We start from the raw sequence: 20,122 nt of genomic DNA, 5'->3' as shown, positions 1-20,122 counted from the left end.
TTTTTTTGGGCTGCCCACGCGAGCTTGAGGGTTGCGTGCGGAGCGAAAATGCTCTCTCTTGCGGCCGTTAGCCATCGCACTTACATGGCAAGCGCCGGATTCCAAAGCGAAGAACCGGTGAACATCAGGGGGCCGAGGGTGAGACATGTCCGACAAGCACTGGTCGCTCGACGACATCGCCTGGGATCGCTTTGATCGCACGCGGGTCGATCCTGAGCTTCTGAAAATCGCCAAGGCAGCAGCGCTGGTCGAGTTCAATTCCGGCGACTACGCCGATTATCTCTGCAACGTCTTTCCCGACGATGAGACCTTCAAGGCTGAAGCCCGACGCTGGGCCGGGGAAGAGGTGCAACATGGCGAAGCGCTGGGCCGCTGGGCCCGCATGGCCGATCCCGACTTCGATTTCGACGGCGCCATGGAACGCTTCCGCGCCGGCTTCCGTATTCCGGTCGATTCCACCACTTCCGTGCGCGGCTCGCGCAGCGGCGAGTTGGTGGCGCGTTGCATCGTCGAGGTGGGCACCTCCTCCTACTACGGATCTCTGGCCGACTCGACCGAGGAGCCGGTCTTCAAGGAGATCTGTCAGCGCATCGCGGCCGACGAACTGCGCCACTACAAGCTCTTCTACACGCACCTGCGCCGCTATCTCGAGCATGAGAACATCAGCCGCCTCCGGCGTTTCCTGATCGCGGTGGGCCGCATGCAGGAGACCGAGGACGACGAGCTCGCCTATGCCTACTACGCCGCCAACGCGCCGGCCGACGAGCCCTATGACCGCAAGCGCTGGAGCAGTGCCTACATGGTGCGCGCCTATGGCTACTATAAGCCCATGCGCGTGCAGCGGGCCTCTGCCATGATTTGCAAGGCCGCCGGACTCAGTGCCCAGGGACGCGTGGCCCAGCTCATGGCCAAGGTCGCCTATGGCACAATGCGCCGGCGCCACCGCCGTCTCAGCCGCGACGGTGCGCTCGCAGCCTGACGCCCGGCCATGCGACCGGGAGTCGTTCGTTCAACGTCCTCCTTTTTGCCGGAGCGTCCCATGACAGCCTTCCGAACCCTTGATGACGTCACGCTTGCGGGACGCACCGCCCTGGTACGGGTGGATTTCAACGTGCCCATGGAAGCGGGGCGGGTGACCGACGCGACCCGCATCACACGCGCCCTGCCCACGATCCGCCGCCTGCGGGACGCCGGTGCAAAGGTCGTACTCCTGAGCCACTTCGGCCGGCCCAAGGGCGAGCGCCGCGAGGACATGTCGCTGGCGCCGCTGGTGCCTGAGCTTCAGGCCGCCCTGGGCCCGGACGTGCCCGTACGCTTTGCCGAGGATTGCATCGGCGCCCCGGCCGAACAGGCCCTGGCCGCGCTGCCCGAGGGCGGTGTGCTGCTGCTGGAGAACCTCCGCTTCCACAAGGGCGAGGAGAAGAACAACCCTGAGTTTGCCGGCAAGCTGGCGGCGCTGGGCGACCTTTTCGTCAGCGATGCCTTCTCCGCCGCCCATCGCGCCCACGCGTCAGTGGAGGGCATTGCGCACAAGCTGCCGGCCGTGGCCGGTTTGCTGATGCAGGAGGAGCTGGAGGCGCTCCAGAAGGCGCTGGAGCAGCCCGAGCGGCCCGTGGCGGCTATCGTCGGCGGCGCCAAGGTTTCCACCAAGCTGGAGCTGCTGGGCAACCTGGTGGAAAAGGTGCAGCTCCTGGTGATCGGTGGGGGCATGGCCAACACCTTCCTGCACGCTCTTGGCGTCGATGTGGGCGCTTCCCTCTGTGAGAAGGAGATGGCGCCCACGGTCGAGGAGATCGTGCGCAAGGCCAAGGCCGCTGACTGCGACATCGTGCTGCCGACCGACGCGGTCGTCGCGGCCGAGTTCAAGCCCAATGCCGCCTATGACGTGGTGACGGTGAAGCAGGTGCCGGCCGAGCGCATGATCCTGGACATCGGTCCGCGCACCGCCGAGCACATCGCGCTGCGACTGGCGGAGTGCAAGACGCTGGTGTGGAACGGTCCCCTGGGTGCCTTCGAAATTCAGCCCTTCGATGCCGGCACCAACCAGGTGGCCCAGGCCGCGGCTGATTTGACGCGCGCCGGCACGCTGCTGTCGGTGGCCGGCGGCGGGGACACCGTGGCCGCGCTGAGCCATGCGGGCGTGCTGGATGCCTTCAGCTATGTCTCTTCAGCCGGCGGCGCCTTCCTGGAATGGCTGGAAGGCAAGACGCTCCCCGGCGTCCAGGTGCTGCGTGAGGATTCAAGGGGCTGATTGTTCTGTTTTCGGAAACAGTCCGCTGCTGAATGCGGCCCTTACCTATTCGGAAGGGAATAACGATCTCTTGGTCAGGCGCTTGGAGGATCTTTCCTTCCAAGTCTCAACCCTTAAGGAGATCACCATGATGAAGACGGTATTGGCATCAGCAGCGGTTCTGGCAATTGTGGCGGCGACCCCGGCCATGGCGGACATGGGCCAGCAGAACGCGAGCCTCAACAGCTACGTCGGCCACGCCACCGAGGCGCAGGCCAATCAGCCCACAGCTTTCCAGTCCGCGCACGACGGCGTGGTTATCCACCGCAACGCGCCCGTTGGTAGCGGCAATGCCAGCCTCGAGTCCTTCAACCCGAACAGCGCGCAGTCGCAGCCCACGCGATTTGAGGCTGCTCCGGGCGTGGCGGAAAACTCCGATTTCCGCTGGGTCGAGGACAGCGACATAGGTGCCTGAGTCTCCCATGCCAATCCGCCCGCAGTGCATGCGGGCGGATGACGCAGGTACCCCGGTTTCAAGATCGGCCCGCTTCCTCGGAGGCGGGCCGATTGCTTTTGGCGCCCCAATGAAGCGTACTATACCTCATCTTCGATCCCACGGGCGTCGCCGCGACGGTCGGTCCGGACGATCAAGTTGATCACCCCAGAGGGCAATGCGCTCCTGGTCGCCTTGGAGGCTGCGCAGGCGTTCAATGCGCTCGGAGGTGCCCGGATGGCTGCGCAGCAGTGACGGGATCTGCGTCTTCCCCTGGCCGGTCACCAGCGCCCAGAGGCCGCGCTGGCGCCGCTCCAGCTTGGTCAGGGCCGAGGCCAGGCCGGCGGGGTCTCCGGTCAGCGCTACGGCTTCCAGGTCGGCATCGAATTCGCGGGTGCGCGAGAGCGCCAGTTGCAGCAGGGCGGCCAGCGTCGGCGCGAGCGCCAGCAGACCGGCCCCAAGCAGCCAGCCCGGTTCGGCCTCTCCGGTGAGCACGAGCGGCAATCCGAGGAAGAGCAGCAGCAGGCCGACAAAGCCCAGCACCCGGGTGAGGCGGGACAGGCTGTCGGCGAGATTCATCACCCAGAGATCGTTGTTTATCAGATGACCGATCTCGTGGGCCATCACGGCGGCGAACTCGCGGGCATTGAGTTGGCGCAGTAGCCCGTCGGTCACGGCGATGGCCGCCTCTCCCCGGCGTCCGACGGTGAAGGCATTGAGCTGCGGACTGGGCAGATGATAGAGCGGCGGCAGCTGCTGCAAGCCGGCCTGGGCTGCCAGGCGCTCGAGGATGTCGTAGCCGTTGGGAAAGGCCTGGCGGGGCAGGGGGCGGGCGCCGTAAAGCGCCAGCGCTGCGCCCGGCTCGATCCGTGGGGCGATGGCTATGCCGAGCAGCCAGCCCAGCGCCGCCCAGAGGCTGGCCGCCGGGCCAAAAAGCAGCAGCGCGCATACGCCCAGCAGTCCGGCCATGGCCAGGAGCAGAATCAAGGATTGCAGGAGATTGCGCCGCTTGTGCCGGCGGCGTATGGCCTCGTTGAGGCCGGAGGAAGGAAAGCCGGGGCGGGCCATGGTCGGCCCTCGTGTCACAGAGCCGCGACGCGCAGCTGGAGCTGATGCTGTCGTCCGTCACGCAGAATGGTTATGCGCACCCGCTCACCGACTCGCACAAGGCCGATGCGATTGCGCAGCGCGGTGGAATTGCGCACTGCTTCACCCTCAACCGCGATAATGAGATCGCCACGCTGCAGCCCGGCCTGGGCGGCAGGAGAGCCAGTCTCCACTGCGGTGACCAGGGCGCCGTCGACACCGGGAAGCTCGAAGGCCTGGGCCAGATCGGGGGTGAGATCCTGGATCGACACGCCGATGCGGCCGCGCTCGACCCGTCCATGGGCCATGAGCTGCTCCATGACCCCGCGCGCCAGATTGCTCGGCACGGCAAAGCCGATGCCGATGTTGCCGCCGGAGCGGCTGAGGATCGCCGTGTTTATGCCGATGAGTTCGCCGCGGGAGTTGACCAGCGCGCCGCCGGAATTGCCGGGGTTGATCGAGGCGTCGGTCTGGATGAAGTCCTCGTAGCCGCCGCGGTTGATGCCGGTGCGGCCCAAAGCGGAGATGATACCGCTGGTCACGGTCTGTCCCAGGCCGAAGGGATTGCCGATGGCAAAGACCAGGTCACCCACCTCCAGGCGATCGGAGTCGCCCATGGGCGCGGCCTGGAGGTTGTCGCCGCGGATACGCAACAGGGCGATGTCGGTGGCGGAGTCCACACCGACGACCTCGGCCGGCTCCTGGCGGCCATCCACCAGCGAGACGATGATCTGGTCTGCGTGCTCGATAACGTGGGTGTTGGTCATGACAAGGCCGCGCCCGGCATCGACGATCACGCCCGAGCCGGCGGAGAGCGCTTGGCGCTGCTGCGGTGCCTGCCATTCCGGCAAGCCGAAGAAGCGGCGGAAAAAGGGATCCTGTAGCAGCGGGTTCTGGTGCACGGGCACCTGCTGGCGCACGGAAATGTTGACCACGGCCGGCGTGACCCGGGAGAGCTGTGGCGCAACAGTGAGCACCCCGCGCTCGCGGTCGAGATCGAAGGCTTCGGCCGTTGGCGCAAGCAGCGGCAGGCTGAGCGCAGCGCCCAGCAGCGCCAGGGTGCGTCGGCGGCTTTGCTGTCCGCTCAGAGGTCCCGGACTTTTGGTGCGTGCGTTCAATCCTGGCTCTGCCGGCATGGCTGATCCCCCTATCCCCAGGGCCCTCGTGCAGCGGTGGTTGTGGCGCCGGCCATCTCCCGCAGACGGGCAACGCGGTTGGCGGTGCGCGGATGAGTCGAGAAGAGACTGTCCACCTTATGGGCGTGCAGCGGATTGATGATGAAGAGATGGGCCGTCGCCGGATTGCGTTCGGCGGCGCCATTGTCAATGCGCTGAGCCGCCTGCTCAATTTTCTCCAAGGCCGAGGCAAGCCACAGCGGCTGGCCGCAGATGCGTGCGCCTTCAGCGTCGGCGCGGTACTCGCCGGTGCGCGAGATCGCCATCTGCACCACCATCGCGGCCATTGGAGCCAGCACCATCATCAGGATCACGCCGACGATGCCCAGCGGGTTGTTGCGGTTGCCGCCGAAGAACAGCGCGAAGTTGGCCAGCATGGAGATTGCGCCGGCCAATGTCGCGGTGATGGTCATGATCAGCGTGTCGCGGCTTTTGACGTGCGCCAGTTCATGGGCCATGACACCGGCCACCTCTTCCCAACTCAGGCGTCGGAGCAGGCCTGTCGTCGCGGCCACAGCCGCATTGGCCGGGTTGCGCCCCGTGGCAAAGGCGTTGGGCTGCTCATTCTCGATGACAAAAACCTTGGGCATGGGTAGCCCGGCATTCTCCGCCAGGCGCTCGACAATGCCGTAGAGCTCGGGCGCGCTGCTCCGGTCCACCTGTCTGGCGCCGTACATGCGGAGCACCATGGAATCGCTCTTCCAGTAGGCAAAGAAGTTCATGCCCATGGCGATGACCAGCGCAATGAGCATGCCGCTTCCCCCCGCCAGGAGGTAGCCGACCGCGAGAAAAAGGCCGGTCATGCCGGCGAGGAGAAGAGCTGTTTTTGCGTAACTCATAGCGAGAGATAAGTAAGGCGCGCCACCGCCTGTTCAAGCCTTGGCAGCCGGTGCCCGCCGGGCTATATTCCGCCCATGCGCGAGTTCAAGAGCCACACTCCAAAAAGCCCGGCAGCGCCTCTGCGCAGCGGGGCGCGTCCGGGCGGTGAGTCCGTCGATGCTGCTGCACGCGCTCGTGCCGAGCAAGCTGCCAACCCCAAGCCTGAAAGCAAGGAGATCGGTGGCCCCGAGGGGCCGGAGCCGACCCGTTACGGCGACTGGGAACGCAAGGGCATCTGCGTCGACTTCTGAGCCGTGGCGCAGGCTGCAGCGCGTTGTCCACCCGCGCCGCTCGCTATTCCGCAGCCTGTTCGACCAGATCCTGAGTCGCGAGCCAGCGCTCGGCCTCCAGGGCGGCCATGCAGCCCATCCCGGCAGCGGTCACGGCCTGGCGGTAGACATGGTCCTTCACGTCGCCAGCCGCATAAACCCCGGGGATGTCGGTGGCGGTGGAATCGGGCGCGGTGAGGATGTAGCCGTTGGCGTCGGTGCGAAGCTGCTCCCTGAAGAGCTGCGTGGCCGGATCGTGGCCAATGGCGACGAAAACGCCGTCCACGGCCAGATCCCGCTGCTCACCGTCCTTGCTGCTCCTCAGACGCACGCCGGTGACGCCCGGCGGCAGCCCGCCCTGACCTTCGTCACCGAGCACTTCCTCGACCACAGAGTTCCAGATGAACTCGATCTTCGGGTTGGCGAAGAGACGGTCCTGCAGGATCTTCTCGGCCCGCAGGCTGTCGCGCCGGTGCACGAGATGAACCTTTTCGGCGAAGTTGGTGAGGAAGAGTGCCTCTTCGGCCGCGGTGTTGCCGCCGCCGATGACCGCCACCTGCTTGCCGCGATAGAAGAAGCCGTCGCAGGTGGCGCAGGCGGAGACGCCAAAGCCGCGCAGACGCTCCTCTCCCGGAACCCCCAGCCAGCGGGCCTGGGCACCGGTGCAGATAATGAAGCTGTCCCCGGTGTAGCGCGTGCCACTGTCGCCCACGGCCAGGAAGGGCTGTTGCTTCAGGTTCACCTCGACGATGGTGTCGGTGATGATCTCGGTGCCGACGTTCGCCGCCTGGGCGCCCATCTGCTCCATGAGCCAGGGGCCCTGGATGGGGTCAGCAAAGCCGGGGTAGTTCTCGACATCGGTCGTGATGGAGAGCTGCCCTCCGGGTTGCAGGCCCTGGATTAGCATCGGCTTGAGATTTGCCCGGGCCGCATAGATGGCCGCTGTGTAGCCGGCCGGCCCCGAGCCCAGAATCAGAACGCGCGAATGACGTGTGTCGGGCATAACCGCTCCACTGCTTTAGAGCCGCTCGTCTCAGATCGGAGTCGCTCAGCGACCCGAGTAGAGGCATGGCTCCAGTCTAGCCGGCCACCATGCCGGCTGGCTGGACAGTAAGAAGCCTGGCCTGTCCTCGCAAGCACGCGCGTGGGCCAGCGTGCTTAGGCTGAGTGGGGGCCGGCCGGAACCCCCTTGGCCCCGGCCGATCCTGTCTGCTGGTCAGGCCGACTTGGCGAAGGTCTTTACCAGTTTCACGATCTGGGACTTCACTTCGCCCTCGGGTATGGAGTTGATCGCTCGGGCGACCTCCAGACTTTGACGGGTGAGCGGCATGCTGTCTTCCTGCGCCGCCGCATTGGGCTGCTCCTGCAGACCCTCGAAGAAGTGACTGACGTTGACGCCCAGCACGCGGCTGATGTCCCACAGCCGGCTGCCGCTCACGCGGTTGCCGCCGCGCTCATACTTCTGGACCTGCTGGAAGGTGATGCCGAGTTGTTCGGCCAACGCGCTTTGGCTCATGCCAAGTTCGACTCGGCGCTCACGAATTCGCCGCCCGATGTGCACGTCCGTCGGGTGAAACATGTCCCGTAGTCCCCTAATATCTGCGCCCTTGTCCCCCGGACTGCGGTGGATTCTAATGCCGAGGGCGTTGTCGGCACGGGTTATCATTGCCGCAATCAATGATTGCTGACCCAATCCTCGCCGTCAACGGGTGCCGAGAAAAAAACATTGTCGACAATCGAGCAGACGCACGCTGCTTGATTCACAAGGGGGATTTGCGCAATATTCGTGCGCGAATCGTGAGTCGCCGGATCCGAGTTTGACGGGTGCCGGAGCCAGATGTCACCAGCTGTCATTTTGCCCGCTACTCTCACAGCCCCTGCGGGACAGCGAAGCAAGCCCAGAAACAGGGAGTCCCCAATGCCGCGCGTCAAGCTCGATCGGATTGATCTGCGTATTCTCAAGGATCTGCAGGCGGAAGGCCGGATGACCAATGTCGAACTGGCGAGCCGCGTGGGCATATCCGCGCCGCCCTGTCTGCGCCGGGTGCGCGCCTTGGAGGAAGCGGGCTTCATCAGGGGCTATCACGCCGATCTCGATGCCGAGTTGCTCGGATATGAGGTGCTGTTCTTCGCACTGGTGGGTCTGGACAGCCAAAGCGAGAGTGTTCTGGAAGGCTTTGAGGCGATGGTCGCGGCCTGGCCCGAGGTGCGCGAGTGCCACATGGCGCGCGGACCGCACGACTTCCTGCTCAAGCTGGTGGCCCGCAACACTTCCCACGAGAACGAACTGACGCGCCGCCTGACCGGCTCGCCCCATGTCTCCACGGTGCTGACCGTGCAGACGATCCGCACCTCGACCGACCGTCCGGGCGTGCCGGTGGAAGAAGAAACGGCGCTTTCCGTTCAGGTGGGGCAGGGCGAGGAGTGATCGTGATGCAGGCCGGCACGCGCACAGGCGACTGATCGGCTCCGCCCCCGTGTGCCGGCTCGAGGCCGCTCAGCGGGTGGGGACTGGGGTGTCGGTGCTGTAGTCGTAGAAGCCGCGCCCAGCCTTACGACCGACCCAGCCGGCCTCGACGTACTTCACCAGCAGCGGGCAGGGCCGGTACTTGCTGTCGGCAAGGCCCTCGTAGAGCACGTACATCACCGCAAGGCAGGTATCGAGGCCAATGAAGTCGGCCAGTTCCAGCGGCCCCATAGGGTGGTTGGCCCCCAGCTTCATTGCCGTGTCGATGGCTTCCACCGAACCCACGCCCTCATAGAGGGTGTAGACCGCCTCGTTGATCATCGGCAGCAGGATGCGGTTGACGATGAAGGCGGGGAAGTCTTCGGCCGCGACCGGGGTCTTGCCCAGCGTGACGGTGAGCTGCCGGATGCGGCTGAAGGTTTCCTCGTTGGTCGCGATGCCGCGGATCAGCTCCACGAGCTGCATGACCGGCACGGGGTTCATGAAGTGCATGCCCATGAAGCGCTCGGGCCGGTCCGTGCCCGAGGCGAGGCGCGTGACCGAAATGGAGGAGGTGTTGGTACAGATCACCGCCTCCGGCTGCAGCCCCTGACAGAGCTGCTGAAAGATGGCCCGCTTGATTTCCTCGTTCTCGGTGGCGGCCTCGATTACGAGGTCGCAGTTATTGAGGAAATCCATGGAGACATCAGTTGAGATGCGGCCCAGCGCGGCTTTGCTGTCCGCTTCGCTGAGGCGCTCCTTGCGGACCTGGCGATCGAGGTTGCGGGTGACCGCCTCGACCCCTCGCTTGAGCGGCTCTTCACCGATGTCCTGCAGCCGCACATCGTAGCCGGCCAATGCACAGACCTGGGCGATGCCGCTGCCCATCTGGCCGGCGCCGATCACCCCGATGGTCTTGAAGTCCTGCAGCGTCGAGACCTGCTCGGCCATGAAACTCACTCCGCGTTGGGCCTGTCAGGCGAGGGGCGGGCCCGTCGCCTACAGCGCCTTGTCCAGTTCCTGCTCCAGTTCCGGGACCGCCTGGAAGAGATCGGCCACAAGGCCGTAGTCGGCGACCTGGAAGATGGGCGCTTCCTCGTCCTTGTTGATGGCGACGATCACCTTGCTGTCCTTCATGCCGGCGAGATGCTGGATCGCACCGGAAATGCCGACCGCAATGTAAAGCTCGGGCGCCACCACCTTGCCGGTCTGCCCCACTTGATAGTCGTTCGGCACATAGCCGGCATCGACCGCCGCACGGCTGGCACCGACGGCGGCACCCAACTTGTCGGCAATCTTTTCCAGCATGGCGAAGTTCTCGCCATTCTGCATGCCGCGGCCGCCGGAGATCACGACCCGGGCGCTGGTCAATTCCGGGCGCTCGGATTGGGTGAGCTCGGAGCCGACGTAGCTCGACTTGCCGCTGTCCCCGGTGCTTTCCACGGCCTCGATGGCGGCGGAGCCACCTTCCGGCGCTGCTGCGTCGAAAGCGGTGGCGCGCACGGTGATCAGCTTGCGGGCATCGCCCATCTTCACCGTGGCCAGCGCGTTGCCGGCATAGATCGGGCGCACGAAGCTATCCGCGCTTTCCACCGCGACAACGTCGGTAAGGGGCTGCAGGTCGAGCAGCGCGCCAACCCGCGGCATCACGTTCTTGGAGAATGTGCCCGACGGCGCGACCAGATAGTCGTAGCTCTCGGCCAGTTTGACCAGGAGCGGAGCGACATTCTCCGCCAGCAGGTGCGCATAGGCGCCATCGTCGGCCTTCAGGACCTTGGTGACGCCCTCGACCTTGGCAGCGGCCTCGGCGGCGGCGTCGACGCCTTCACCGGCAACCAGCATGTGCAGTTCGCCGTCGCTGTGGCCGGCGATTTCCTTGGCAGCAGTGACCGCGTTCAGCGTCGCAGGCTTGAGTGCGCCACCGTCGTGCTCGGCAATGACCAGAATGCTCATCGTCAGATGACCTTCGCTTCGTTCTTCAGCTTTTCCACGAGCTCGGCAACCGATCCCACCTTAGCGCCGCCCTGACGCGCCGGCGGCTCGCTCACCTTGACCACGCTGAGTCGCGGGCTGGGATCGACGCCCAGGTCCTCGGCGCTCATGGTGTCGATCGGCTTTTTCTTCGCCTTCATGATATTGGGCAGAGAAGCGTAGCGCGGCTCGTTCAGGCGCAGGTCGGCGGTCACCACGGCCGGCAACGCGACCTCGATGGTCTCCAGCCCGCCGTCGATTTCACGCGTGACGGTCAGCTTGCCGTCGCTCTTTTCAATCTTGGAGGCGAAAGTGGCCTGCGACCAGTCGAGCAGCGCCGAGAGCATCTGGCCGGTCTGGTTGAAATCGTTATCGACGGCCTGCTTGCCCATGAGGACCAGCTCCGGCTGCTCCTTCTCAACCACGCCCTTGAGCAGCTTGGCGATGGCGAGCGGCTGCAGTTCTGCATCGCTCTGCACCAGGATGCCGCGATCGGCGCCCATGGCGAGCGCGGTGCGGATTGTTTCCTGGCTGTTCTGCTGGCCGCAGGATACCACCACCACCTCGCTGGCGATGCCGGCTTCCTTCATGCGCACCGCTTCCTCGACGGCGATCTCGCAGAACGGGTTCATCGACATCTTGACGTTCTGCGTCTCCACGCCCGAGCCGTCGGATTTCACGCGCACCTTCACATAGGCGTCGATCACGCGTTTGATGGCGACCAGTACCTTCATGGGCTGCCTGCTACCTTCTTGATGAGTTTCGCCGGAACGGAAAACACGCACGCTCGAGGGCAATCCCCGCTACCCCCGAACCCCGCTACTCCACGACTCAGTCACTCCGGGTCGCAGTGATGCTGGGGTTGACACCCGAAAGCCGGCCGCCGTTCCGGCAAGCGAGCGCGCGCACGATAAGTAGACCTCTGGACCCTGTCAATTGCGACTCCCCGCCGCTGAAGCGCGTTTCTCGCCCTCGTCTCAGCCGCGATTTTGTCCCGGTACCCAGAGCACGTCGGCCTTGCCGTTGTCGTTCAGCGCGCGGGCCAGCACGAAGAGCAGATCGGACAGGCGGTTGGCGTAGCGAATGGCATCGGCGTTGACGCTTTCTGTCTCGGCCAGCGCTGTCATCTCGCGCTCGGCGCGGCGCACCACGGTACGGGCGAAATGCAGCCAGGCCGAGGCGGCCGTACCACCGGGCAGGATGAAGGACTTCAGGGGCTCCAGCGCGCCGTTGTAGTGGTCGATCGCCTGCTCCAGGGCGTCGACCTGCGCGGCGACGATGCGCAGTGGCGGATACTTCGGGGCTTCGCTCTCGGGGGTCGCCAGGTCCGCGCCCAGATCGAAAAGGTCGTTCTGGATGCGGCTCAATAGCGCGTCCACCTCGCCCTCGGTGTGCTGGCGCGCCAGACCGATCACGGCGTTGGCTTCGTCCACAGTGCCGTAGGCGGCCACGCGCAGGTCATGCTTGACCACGCGGCGGCCGTCGCTGAGCGAGGTCTTACCCTTGTCACCGCCGCGGGTGTAGATGCGCGTCAGTTGAACCATAGCGTTTCCTGCTCGCCTGTGATTACTTGCCGGCAGACAGCATCGCGATGGCGAAGAGCAGCAGCGCTGCCCCCTGCGCCAGGATGCGGTAGCGCATCAGCTTGTTGCCGTACTTCTTGTTGAACTCTCCGCCCCGGGCCATGGAAAACAGGCCGGCGAAGAGGACTCCCAGGGTGATCAGCATCGCGATCACCATGAGGACGATCATGAACGCGCTCATGCTTGTGAACCTATGCCTTGTGCCGGGCGTCTTCCAGCCCCGATCCTGTCGGTGGGTATCACTGCAGACCGATCAGAGATTGGGCCGCTGGCGAAAAGACCAGCGTCATGTAGCCAGCGTAGAGCAGCAGGAACAGCATTGCCTCCCGCCGCACAATCTTCCAGCCGGTGGCGGACACCACCACCAGCAGAGCCATGGCGCCCAGCATCACCCAGTAATCCAGTCGGATGATCTCGTCGGGCACCGGTATGGGCTTGATGGTGGCGGTGACTCCCAGGATGAAGAGGAGGTTGAAAATGTTGGAGCCGACGATGTTGCCGAAGGCCACGTCGGCGTGTCGGCGCAAGGCGGCCGTGATCGAAGCGGCCAATTCCGGCAGGGAGGTGCCGACGGCCACGACCGACACGCCGATCACCGTTTCCGATATGCCGAGCAGTGTTGCGAGTTCAATAGCGGAATCAACCAATAGACGGGCGCCGGCGATCACACCCGCCAGACCGATGGCCGTAACCAGCAGCGCCTTCCATAAGGGTCCTTCCACCGCCTCGATCTCTTCGGCTTCCGCAACGTGCTGCGCGCCTTCTTTGGTGTTCCGCCGCTCGGAAACGTAGCAGTAGATGAGGTAGACGCTGAGCGCGGCAAGGAAGAGCAGGCCGGCCCAGCGGGCCATGAAGTCGGTGAGCACCACGGCGCCCACCAGCAGGGCCGCCGCCATCATCACTGTGGCGTCGCGTGGGAAGGGCCCGCGCATGACGTATATTGGTGCGATTAATGCCGTGGTGCCGATGATCAGCAGCACGTTCGCGATGTTGGAGCCAACCACGTTGCCAATGGCAATTCCCGGTGCATCGGCGAGCGCGGCCTTAACGGAGGCCACCAGTTCCGGCATTGAGGTGCCGAAACCCACCAGCGTGATGCCGATCAGCAGAGGGGAAACGCCGAGTCGCCGTGCTGCCCCAACAGCGCCGCGCACCAGAAATTCACCGCCGGCGCAAAGCAGCACCAGACCGACGGCTAGCAGTATGTATACCAGCAATGAATTGTCCCTAATCTGTCGTACGCCCGCCCCCGGGGGCACGTTGCTCAATCTCGGCGCGGTCAGCGTCATTTCAAGAACTCTTTGCGCAGGCGGCCTCTATCAGCGCCGGGCAAAGCTTGGCCTGGGCGGTCCGAAAGGCTAGGACTGTCGGGAACCCGCAAGGGCAGAACGACACTTAGCACGGGAGGAAAAAGCAATGCGCATCGGTTTCATCGGAACGGGCATCATGGGTCGTCCCATGGCGGGGCATCTGCAGGCGGCAGGGCACGAGCTTTTCCTGCTGCAGCACCGCTCGCCGCTGCCCGAGGAGTTGGTGAGCGGCGGCGCCACCGCCTGCAGCAGTGCAAAGGAAGTTGCCGAGAAGTCCGAGGTCGTGATCCTGATGCTGCCGGACACCCCGGACGTCGAAGCTGTGCTTTTCGCAGATGAGGGAGTCGCGGCAGGTTTGCAGGCCGGTGCGGTGTTGCTCGATATGAGTTCCATCTCGCCCACTGCGACCCAGGCTTTCGCGAAGCGCATTCTCGATCAGGGCGGCGAATACATCGACGCGCCGGTCTCCGGCGGTGAAGTCGGCGCCAAGAATGCGGCTCTGACCATCATGTGCGGCGGCGCACGCAAGACCTTCGATCGGGTACTGCCCCTGCTGGAAGCCATGGGCAAGAACATCACCCTGGTGGGCGAGGAGAATGGTGCCGGACAGACCTGCAAGGTCGCCAACCAAATCGTCGTTGCGCTCACCATCGAGGCGGTGGGCGAGGCGCTGGTCTTCGCCTCCAAGGCCGGGGCCGATCCCGCCAAGGTGCGCGAGGCGCTGATGGGCGGCTTTGCCGGGTCAAAGATCCTGGAAATCCACGGCGAGCGCATGATCAAGCGCACCTTCGATCCGGGTTTCCGCATCGGTCTGCACCAGAAGGATCTCAATCTGGCGCTGCAGTCGGCGCGCGAGCTCGGCGTGGCGCTGCCCAACACTGGCACCGCCCAAGCTTTGTTCAGCGCCTGCGTCGCCCAGGGCGGCTTTGACTGGGATCATTCCGCCATGGTCAAGGCTCTGGAACTGATGGCGCAGCATCCCGTCAAGGAATAGCAGGGCGCGGAGTCGCGCCTGGCTTTTCCGCCACGAAGACAAGCAGCGGGAAAGGAGGGGTCGCGATGTACGAGCTCTACTATTGGCCGGAGATCCAAGGGCGGGGCGAATTCGTTCGCCTCGCGCTGGAGGCGGCGGACCTGCCCTACCGGGATGTTGCGCGGGAGCCTGGTGGCACGGCGCGGCTCCTGGCTCTGATGCGAGAGAGCGAGCGGGGGACCTTGCCCTTTGCGCCGCCCTTCCTGAAGCAGGGCGACCTGGTGATCGCCCAGACAGCGACCATCCTCTGCTATCTGGGCCGACAACACGGCCTGGCGCCGAGCGACGAGACCGGATTCCTTCGCGCCCAGCAACTCCAGCTGACCCTGGCCGACTTCCTGCAGGAAATCCACGATACGCATCATCCCATAGGCAGCGGGCTCTACTATGAAGAGCAGCAGGCCGAAGCGCGTCGGCGCACTGCCGGTTTTCTCGCTGAGCGGGCGCCACGCTACCTGGGCTACTTCGAGCGGGTGCTCGAGCGTGCGGGCGACTCGGGCTTTCTCTGCGGCTCGCGGTGGAGCTATGCCGACCTTTCGTTGTTCCAGGTCCTGGCCGGTCTTCGCTACGCCTTCCCGCAGGCAATGCGCCATTTGGAGCCCAGGTTTCCGCGGATTGTAGCCTTGCATGCGCACATTGCGGCACTGCCCCGGCTGCGGCGCTATCTCGAGTCGGATCGGCGTATCGCCTTCAACGAATCTGGGATCTTCCGGCACTATCCCGAGTTGGATCGCCCGCGAGCCTGACGGGCGGATGAAAAGCAAGGGTTGTTGTGGCTTTTCCTCGTGCGGCCGCCAATGAGGCGCTCTAGCCTGCATTTTACCCTAGCCCCGATCATCAAAATTATGCCATATGGGTAACAACAGTTTCGCTGTGCACTTTCCGACGGTTGTGGGACAGAGCACAACGGAAGTCCTGCGGCCTGCTCGCGTGCGGCGCAGGTCGCAAAAAGAGAAACGCACGGAAACGCAACAGGAGGCACGGCATGTCTGATGCTACGTCCAGCAAATTGTCTCGTCGCAAACTGCTCAAGGGGGGCGCGATCACCGCGGGTGTCGGCGCCGCATCCTTGGCGATGCCCCAGGTATCTCGCGCGGAAACCATGACCCTGCGTATGCAGTCGTCCTGGTCCTCGAGCGACGTCTTCCACGAAATGGCTGCCGACTATGTGTCCCGCGTGGAAGCCATGGCCGGTGGCCGTCTGCAGATCGACCTCACCCCGGCCGGCGCCATTGTCGGCGCCTTCCAGGTGCAGGACGCCTGCAGTGACGGCGTCATCGACATTGCCCATACCGTGGCTGCCTACTGGTACGGAAAGAACAAGGCCGCCTCGCTCTTCGGCACCGGCCCCGTTTTCGGTGGCGATCCGATCCAGATGCTGGCCTGGGTCCACCACGGCGGTGGTCAGGACCTCTATGACGAGCTGGTCCAGGACATCCTGGGCCTCAACATCGTCGGCCGCTTCGGCATGCCGATGCCGGCGCAGCCGCTGGGTTGGTTCAAGGAGCCGATCGAGTCTGCCGATCAGCTGGAAGGCTTGAAGTACCGCACCGTCGGCTTGGCCGCCGACCTTTTCCAGGCCATGGGCTCCGCCGTCACCCAGCTTCCGGGCGGCGAAATCGTTCCTGCCATGGAGCGCGGTGTCCTGGATGCCTTCGAGTTCAACAACCCGACCTCTGACCGTCGTTTCGGTGCGCAGGACGTGGCCAAGAACTACATGCTTGGCTCCTACCACCAGGCAAACGAGACCTTCGAGTTCATCTTCAACCGCGACATGTTCGAGGAGCTTCCGGACGAGCTGCGGGCCATCCTGGAGTATGGCGTCGAAGCTTCTGCCACGGCCAATCTCTCCAAGGCGATGAACCTCTACTCCGCCGACCTGCAGGGTCTGATCGAGGAGGATGGCGTCAACGTTCAGCGCACGCCGCAGTCCATCATGGAAGCCCAGTTGGCTGCCTGGGACGAGATGATCGATCAGCTGACCGGCGAGGACGAGTTCTTCGCGAAGGTGGTCGAGAGCCAGCGTGAGTGGTGTGAGAGGGTGGTCTTCTACAGCCTGATGAACGGGCCGGACTACAAGCTGGCCTATCAGCACTACTATCCCGGCAAGATCGACTTCTAAAGCCGGACCTGGATCAGGGGGCGGCGCCTTGGGCACCGCCCCCTTTTTCTGACACCGACACGAGGAGCCGGCGGGTGACGGGTTTCATCCTTTTCGTCGACAAGATCTCGATGTGGTTCGGCAAGGCTTTTGCCTGGCTGATCATGCTGATGACCCTGGGTGTCAGCTACGAGGTGTTCGTGCGTTATGTGCTGGGGCGACCGACGCCCTGGGCCTTCGACGTCACCTATATGATGTATGGCTCGCTCTTCATGATGGCTGGCGCCTATGCGCTATCGCGCAATGCACACGTCCGCGCGGACTTCCTCTATCGGCTCTGGCCGGTCAAGGTGCAGGCCACGGTCGAACTCATTCTCTATTTTCTCTTCTTCTTCCCCGGCGTCCTGGCGCTGATCTTCGCCGGCTGGAAGTATGCCGGAAACTCCTGGCGCTACATGGAAGTCAGTCAGTTCAGCCCGGCTAACATTCCGATCTTCCAGTTCAAGACCGTCATCGTGGCCGCCGGTGTTCTCCTGCTCCTTCAGGGTTTAGCCCAGGTTTGTCGCTGCATCGTGGCAATGCGTACCCGTGAATGGCCGCAGGCGCTGGAGGACGTGGAAGAGATGGAAGCTGTTCTCCTGGCCAACAAGGAGGTGGCTGCCGAGCCGGCGGCCGAGATGGAGAGCGTACAGACGGGTGCCGGTGCAGCGCATCCGGAAAGGCAGGGGCAATGACCGATCCCCAGGTCGCGGTGTTCATGTTGGGGTTGTTCATCTTCCTCATCATGCTGGGTTTCCCGATTGCCTTCACCCTCATGGGGATGGCGGTCGGCTTTGGCTACTACGCTTATTTTGACGGCACCCGGATGTGGCGCGCCTACGACAGGGCTGTCGAAGAGGGGGCAGGCTTCTTCAATCAGGTTGACGCCTATATCGGAGCCTTCCTGAACAATCGAATATTTGATCTCTTCGTCAATCAAACCTATTCGGTGATGGCAAACGACGTGCTGACGGCCGTGCCGCTGTTCCTCTTCATGGGGTACATCGTCGAGCGCGCCAACATCGTCGCGCGTCTCTTCTCCACCTTGAACATCGCCGCGCGCAACCTGCCGGGTTCCATGGCGGTGGCGGCCCTGATCACCTGTGCGCTCTTCGCCACGGCAACGGGCATCGTTGGCGCTGTGGTCACGCTCATGGGCCTGCTGGCCTTCCCGGCCATGCTCAAGGCGCGCTACAACACCAGCTTCGCAGCGGGCGTGATCTGCGCCGGTGGCTGTCTTGGCATCCTTATTCCGCCTTCGATCATGCTGATCGTCTATGCGGCGACATCGGGCGTTTCCATCGTGCGCCTCTACGCCGGGGCGCTCTTCCCGGGCTTCCTGCTGGCCAGCCTCTATGTGATGTACGTGCTGATCCGGGCCTGGATGCAGCCGCAGCTCGCACCCAAGCCCAGCAAGGAAGAGGTGGGCGAGGTGAGCGCAGGTCGGCTCTTCGTCATGCTGCTTACCTCCTTCTTCCCGCTTGCTGTGCTGATCCTTGCGGTGCTGGGTGCCATCCTCTTTGGCTTGGCAACGCCGTCGGAAGCGGCTGCCATCGGCGCGCTGGGCGGACTGGTTCTGGCCGCCGCCTACGGCGCGCTCACCTGGGATCGGTTGCGCGAATCGGTCTATCTGACGGTGAAGACCTCCGCCATGGTCTGCTGGCTCTTCGTCGGCTCCTGGACCTTCGCTTCGGTCTTCTCCTACCTCGGTGGCGAGCACGTGATCAGCGACTTCGTGGTCGGCCTGCAGCTTTCGGCCATCACCTTCCTGATCCTGGCGCAGATCATCATCTTCCTGCTCGGCTGGCCGCTGGAGTGGAGCGAGATCATCATCATCTTCGTTCCCATCTTCCTGCCACTGCTGGCGCACTTCGAGATCGATCCGCTGTTCTTTGGGATCCTGATTGCGCTGAATCTGCAGACCTCGTTCCTCACACCACCCATGGCCATGGCGGCCTATTACCTGAAAGGAATATCGCCACCTCACGTGCAGCTGGTGGATATCTTCAAGGGCATCGCGCCCTACCTGGTGATGATCGTCTTCTCCATGTTCATCCTCTACGTCTTCCCACAGCTCGCCTTCTGGCTGCCGCAGCAGATCTACGGGCGATAGGAGACAGGAAATGGCCAAGAAGAAGAACGCTGACGCTGGTGTGGTTGGGCTCTCCGCCCTGGAACTGGCTGAGGCAATCGCCAAGGGCAGCGTCCGGGCGGTGGAGGCCACCGAAGCTTTCCTCGACCACATCGGGGAGCAGGACACCCGGATCCAGGCCTGGGCGCACCTCGACCCCGAGTTTGCCCTTGCACAGGCGAAGGCGTTGGACCGGCACCGTGAGAAGGGGCACCCACTGGGGCCGCTGCACGGTGTGCCGGTGGGGATCAAGGACATCGTCGATGTCGCAGGGCTCCCCTGTGAGAACGGCACGCCGTTGGATGCGGGACGCAGGCCGCGCAAGGATGCGGCCGTCGTCACCCGTCTGCGCGAAGCCGGAGCGATTATTCTCGGCAAGACCGTCACCACGGAACTGGCGGTCTTCCATCCGGGCAAGACCCGCAATCCCCACGATACCAGCCGCACACCCGGTGGGTCCTCCTCGGGCTCGGCGGCGGCGGTGGCGGCGGGGATGGCGCCCTTGTCGGTGGGGAGCCAGACCAACGGTTCGGTCATCCGACCGGCTGCTTACTGTGGTGTGGTTGGTTTCAAGCCGAGCCAGGGCGTGGTCTCGCGCCGTGGTGTGATCACCCAGTCGCCGACGCTGGACACGCTCGGCGGCTTCGCCCGCACGGTTGAGGACGTGGCGCTGCTGCACGATGCCATGGCCGGCTACGATGAGGAGGACCGGGCCATGCGCCTGGTCGCGCGGCCCCAGTTGCTGGAAACGGCGCGCAGCAAGCCGCCGGTGCAGCCGGATTTTGCTTTCGTGCGCTCGCCCTTCTGGGAGGATACGGAGCCGGATCTGCGCCAGGGCTTTGAGGAACTGGTGGCGGAGCTGGGCCCGCGGGTTGAACAGGTGGACCTGCCCGAGGTCTTCGGCAAGGCCATCGATTTACACAGCACCATTCACCTGGCGGACATCGCAAAGAACTACGGCCGCTACTACGACAAGGACCGCGAGCAGCTCAGTCCGCGCCTGCGGGAGATGGTCGAAGAGGGCCGCAGGATCCTGGCCATGGACTACGTCAGCGCGCATGACTGGATCGAGATCTACAACGCCGCGCTCGATCAGTTGCTCGATCAGTACGACGCCTTGATCACCCCCGCCACGACCGGACAGGCGCTCGGCATCGAGACCACGGGCAAGCCAACCTTCTGCACGCTCTGGACCTTCTGCGGCGTGCCGGCGGTGAGTCTGCCGCTGCTGGTGGGCGCTGAGGGCTTGCCCATCGGAGTGCAGCTGATCGGCAAGCGGGGGCGTGACGGTCGCTTGCTGCGCACTGCGCGCTGGCTCGTGGAGCGCCTCCGCGACGAGAGCGACAACCAGGAACAGGGGCGCGGCTAGCCCGCGT

21 protein-coding genes and 1 pseudogene are annotated in these 20,122 nt (G+C 64.4%); 11 read left to right on the top strand and 11 right to left on the bottom strand.

Annotation, left to right across the window (positions count from 1 at the left end; all coding sequences use genetic code 11):
- The first annotated feature begins 145 nt into the window (after nucleotides 1-145).
- The 3 genes from P2G67_RS05675 to P2G67_RS05665 all read left to right on the top strand — a co-directional run bounded on the left by P2G67_RS05675 (nucleotide 146) and on the right by P2G67_RS05665 (nucleotide 2,705).
- Nucleotides 146-979, top strand: a complete 834-nt coding sequence (locus P2G67_RS05675) for a ferritin-like domain-containing protein (RefSeq protein ID WP_275820907.1) — start codon at nucleotides 146-148, stop codon at nucleotides 977-979.
- 60 nt (nucleotides 980-1,039) lie between these two features.
- The gene (locus P2G67_RS05670; protein ID WP_275820905.1) at nucleotides 1,040-2,251 is read left to right on the top strand and encodes a phosphoglycerate kinase; all 1,212 of its coding nucleotides are present in this window, start codon (nucleotides 1,040-1,042) and stop codon (nucleotides 2,249-2,251) included.
- Nucleotides 2,252-2,378: 127 nt separating this feature from the next.
- Nucleotides 2,379-2,705, top strand: a complete 327-nt coding sequence (locus P2G67_RS05665) for a hypothetical protein (RefSeq protein ID WP_275820903.1) — start codon at nucleotides 2,379-2,381, stop codon at nucleotides 2,703-2,705.
- 126 nt (nucleotides 2,706-2,831) lie between these two features.
- Here the strand turns inward: P2G67_RS05665 and P2G67_RS05660 are convergent, their stop codons facing one another.
- The 3 genes from P2G67_RS05660 to htpX are packed head-to-tail and all read right to left on the bottom strand — an operon-like array spanning nucleotide 2,832 to nucleotide 5,823.
- A complete protein-coding gene (locus tag P2G67_RS05660; RefSeq protein ID WP_275820901.1) occupies nucleotides 2,832-3,791 on the bottom strand; it encodes a zinc metalloprotease HtpX in 960 nt (319 codons plus the stop codon).
- A gap of 14 nt (nucleotides 3,792-3,805) precedes the next feature.
- Entirely contained in the window at nucleotides 3,806-4,945 is a 1,140-nt protein-coding gene (locus P2G67_RS05655) for a Do family serine endopeptidase (RefSeq protein WP_322099646.1), read from the bottom strand.
- Between the two features lie 11 nt (nucleotides 4,946-4,956).
- Nucleotides 4,957-5,823, bottom strand: a complete 867-nt coding sequence (htpX, locus tag P2G67_RS05650) for a zinc metalloprotease HtpX (protein ID WP_275820899.1) — start codon at nucleotides 5,821-5,823, stop codon at nucleotides 4,957-4,959.
- 75 nt (nucleotides 5,824-5,898) lie between these two features.
- Between htpX and P2G67_RS05645 the strand changes: the two genes are divergently transcribed.
- Nucleotides 5,899-6,114 (top strand): DUF1674 domain-containing protein, encoded by a 216-nt coding sequence (locus P2G67_RS05645; RefSeq protein ID WP_275820897.1) that lies wholly within the window; start codon nucleotides 5,899-5,901, stop codon nucleotides 6,112-6,114.
- A gap of 43 nt (nucleotides 6,115-6,157) precedes the next feature.
- On the opposite strand, the gene trxB is transcribed toward P2G67_RS05645, so the two are convergent.
- The gene (gene trxB, locus P2G67_RS05640; protein WP_275820895.1) at nucleotides 6,158-7,135 is read right to left on the bottom strand and encodes a thioredoxin-disulfide reductase; all 978 of its coding nucleotides are present in this window, start codon (nucleotides 7,133-7,135) and stop codon (nucleotides 6,158-6,160) included.
- 213 nt (nucleotides 7,136-7,348) lie between these two features.
- The gene (locus P2G67_RS05635; protein WP_275820893.1) at nucleotides 7,349-7,711 is read right to left on the bottom strand and encodes a helix-turn-helix domain-containing protein; all 363 of its coding nucleotides are present in this window, start codon (nucleotides 7,709-7,711) and stop codon (nucleotides 7,349-7,351) included.
- Between the two features lie 339 nt (nucleotides 7,712-8,050).
- Between P2G67_RS05635 and P2G67_RS05630 the strand changes: the two genes are divergently transcribed.
- Nucleotides 8,051-8,560, top strand: coding sequence for an Lrp/AsnC family transcriptional regulator (locus P2G67_RS05630; RefSeq protein ID WP_275820891.1), 510 nt, complete (start codon nucleotides 8,051-8,053; stop codon nucleotides 8,558-8,560).
- A 69-nt stretch (nucleotides 8,561-8,629) separates the two neighbouring features.
- On the opposite strand, the gene P2G67_RS05625 is transcribed toward P2G67_RS05630, so the two are convergent.
- The 6 genes from P2G67_RS05625 to P2G67_RS05600 all read right to left on the bottom strand — a co-directional run bounded on the left by P2G67_RS05625 (nucleotide 8,630) and on the right by P2G67_RS05600 (nucleotide 13,349).
- Entirely contained in the window at nucleotides 8,630-9,529 is a 900-nt protein-coding gene (locus P2G67_RS05625) for a 3-hydroxybutyryl-CoA dehydrogenase (protein WP_275820889.1), read from the bottom strand.
- 48 nt (nucleotides 9,530-9,577) lie between these two features.
- Nucleotides 9,578-10,531, bottom strand: coding sequence for an FAD-binding protein (locus P2G67_RS05620; RefSeq protein WP_275820887.1), 954 nt, complete (start codon nucleotides 10,529-10,531; stop codon nucleotides 9,578-9,580).
- Nucleotides 10,532-10,533: 2 nt separating this feature from the next.
- Nucleotides 10,534-11,283, bottom strand: a complete 750-nt coding sequence (locus P2G67_RS05615) for an electron transfer flavoprotein subunit beta/FixA family protein (RefSeq protein ID WP_275820885.1) — start codon at nucleotides 11,281-11,283, stop codon at nucleotides 10,534-10,536.
- Between the two features lie 243 nt (nucleotides 11,284-11,526).
- The gene (locus P2G67_RS05610) at nucleotides 11,527-12,093 is read right to left on the bottom strand and encodes a cob(I)yrinic acid a,c-diamide adenosyltransferase (protein ID WP_275820883.1); all 567 of its coding nucleotides are present in this window, start codon (nucleotides 12,091-12,093) and stop codon (nucleotides 11,527-11,529) included.
- 22 nt (nucleotides 12,094-12,115) lie between these two features.
- The gene (locus P2G67_RS05605) at nucleotides 12,116-12,313 is read right to left on the bottom strand and encodes a twin transmembrane helix small protein (protein WP_275820881.1); all 198 of its coding nucleotides are present in this window, start codon (nucleotides 12,311-12,313) and stop codon (nucleotides 12,116-12,118) included.
- 58 nt (nucleotides 12,314-12,371) lie between these two features.
- The gene (locus tag P2G67_RS05600; RefSeq protein WP_275820879.1) at nucleotides 12,372-13,349 is read right to left on the bottom strand and encodes a calcium/sodium antiporter; all 978 of its coding nucleotides are present in this window, start codon (nucleotides 13,347-13,349) and stop codon (nucleotides 12,372-12,374) included.
- Between the two features lie 184 nt (nucleotides 13,350-13,533).
- On the opposite strand from P2G67_RS05600, the pseudogene P2G67_RS05595 reads away from it, so the two are divergent.
- From P2G67_RS05595 to P2G67_RS05570, 6 genes and pseudogenes are all read left to right on the top strand, one after another.
- Nucleotides 13,534-14,436 (top strand): annotated as a pseudogene (locus P2G67_RS05595) (2-hydroxy-3-oxopropionate reductase); the annotation flags it as partial.
- Nucleotides 14,437-14,501: 65 nt separating this feature from the next.
- A complete protein-coding gene (locus P2G67_RS05590) occupies nucleotides 14,502-15,221 on the top strand; it encodes a glutathione S-transferase (RefSeq protein ID WP_275820877.1) in 720 nt (239 codons plus the stop codon).
- Nucleotides 15,222-15,460: 239 nt separating this feature from the next.
- Nucleotides 15,461-16,597: a TRAP transporter substrate-binding protein gene (locus P2G67_RS05585; protein WP_275820875.1), complete on the top strand. Its 1,137-nt coding sequence runs from the start codon at nucleotides 15,461-15,463 to the stop codon at nucleotides 16,595-16,597.
- Nucleotides 16,598-16,671: 74 nt separating this feature from the next.
- Nucleotides 16,672-17,310: a TRAP transporter small permease subunit gene (locus P2G67_RS05580; protein ID WP_275820873.1), complete on the top strand. Its 639-nt coding sequence runs from the start codon at nucleotides 16,672-16,674 to the stop codon at nucleotides 17,308-17,310.
- Nucleotides 17,307-18,728 carry a TRAP transporter large permease gene (locus tag P2G67_RS05575; RefSeq protein ID WP_275820871.1) on the top strand — a complete coding sequence of 474 codons (1,422 nt, stop codon included), beginning with the start codon at nucleotides 17,307-17,309 and terminating at the stop codon, nucleotides 18,726-18,728. Before P2G67_RS05580 ends, P2G67_RS05575 begins: the two co-directional genes overlap by 4 nt.
- Before the next feature lie 10 nt (nucleotides 18,729-18,738).
- On the top strand, nucleotides 18,739-20,115 hold the full coding sequence (locus P2G67_RS05570) for an amidase (RefSeq protein WP_275820869.1): 1,377 nt from the start codon (nucleotides 18,739-18,741) through the stop codon (nucleotides 20,113-20,115).
- The last annotated feature ends 7 nt before the right edge of the window (nucleotides 20,116-20,122 follow it).

The organism is Aquibaculum arenosum (assembly GCF_029222965.1).
Taxonomy (GTDB): domain Bacteria; phylum Pseudomonadota; class Alphaproteobacteria; order Kiloniellales; family DSM-21159; genus Aquibaculum; species Aquibaculum arenosum.
Note: the sequence above shows the minus strand (reverse complement) of the source record. Positions and strands in the feature narration are given on the sequence as shown.

Bases quoted from the DNA above. Each gene is read 5' to 3' on its own strand.
- P2G67_RS05645 (WP_275820897.1), top strand. From the start codon at position 5,899: ATGCGCGAGTTCAAGAGCCACACTCCAAAAAGCCCGGCAGCGCCTCTG.
- P2G67_RS05585 (WP_275820875.1), top strand. From the start codon at position 15,461: ATGTCTGATGCTACGTCCAGCAAATTGTCTCGTCGCAAACTGCTCAAG.
- P2G67_RS05575 (WP_275820871.1), top strand. From the start codon at position 17,307: ATGACCGATCCCCAGGTCGCGGTGTTCATGTTGGGGTTGTTCATCTTC.
- P2G67_RS05570 (WP_275820869.1), top strand. From the start codon at position 18,739: ATGGCCAAGAAGAAGAACGCTGACGCTGGTGTGGTTGGGCTCTCCGCC.
- P2G67_RS05665 (WP_275820903.1), top strand. From the start codon at position 2,379: ATGATGAAGACGGTATTGGCATCAGCAGCGGTTCTGGCAATTGTGGCG.
- P2G67_RS05635 (WP_275820893.1), bottom strand. From the start codon at position 7,711: ATGTTTCACCCGACGGACGTGCACATCGGGCGGCGAATTCGTGAGCGC.
- P2G67_RS05605 (WP_275820881.1), bottom strand. From the start codon at position 12,313: ATGAGCGCGTTCATGATCGTCCTCATGGTGATCGCGATGCTGATCACC.
- P2G67_RS05670 (WP_275820905.1), top strand. From the start codon at position 1,040: ATGACAGCCTTCCGAACCCTTGATGACGTCACGCTTGCGGGACGCACC.
- P2G67_RS05660 (WP_275820901.1), bottom strand. From the start codon at position 3,791: ATGGCCCGCCCCGGCTTTCCTTCCTCCGGCCTCAACGAGGCCATACGC.
- P2G67_RS05615 (WP_275820885.1), bottom strand. From the start codon at position 11,283: ATGAAGGTACTGGTCGCCATCAAACGCGTGATCGACGCCTATGTGAAG.
- P2G67_RS05610 (WP_275820883.1), bottom strand. From the start codon at position 12,093: ATGGTTCAACTGACGCGCATCTACACCCGCGGCGGTGACAAGGGTAAG.
- trxB (WP_275820895.1), bottom strand. From the start codon at position 7,135: ATGCCCGACACACGTCATTCGCGCGTTCTGATTCTGGGCTCGGGGCCG.
- P2G67_RS05620 (WP_275820887.1), bottom strand. From the start codon at position 10,531: ATGAGCATTCTGGTCATTGCCGAGCACGACGGTGGCGCACTCAAGCCT.
- P2G67_RS05675 (WP_275820907.1), top strand. From the start codon at position 146: ATGTCCGACAAGCACTGGTCGCTCGACGACATCGCCTGGGATCGCTTT.
- P2G67_RS05625 (WP_275820889.1), bottom strand. From the start codon at position 9,529: ATGGCCGAGCAGGTCTCGACGCTGCAGGACTTCAAGACCATCGGGGTG.
- P2G67_RS05590 (WP_275820877.1), top strand. From the start codon at position 14,502: ATGTACGAGCTCTACTATTGGCCGGAGATCCAAGGGCGGGGCGAATTC.
- P2G67_RS05655 (WP_322099646.1), bottom strand. From the start codon at position 4,945: ATGCCGGCAGAGCCAGGATTGAACGCACGCACCAAAAGTCCGGGACCT.
- P2G67_RS05630 (WP_275820891.1), top strand. From the start codon at position 8,051: ATGCCGCGCGTCAAGCTCGATCGGATTGATCTGCGTATTCTCAAGGAT.
- htpX (WP_275820899.1), bottom strand. From the start codon at position 5,823: ATGAGTTACGCAAAAACAGCTCTTCTCCTCGCCGGCATGACCGGCCTT.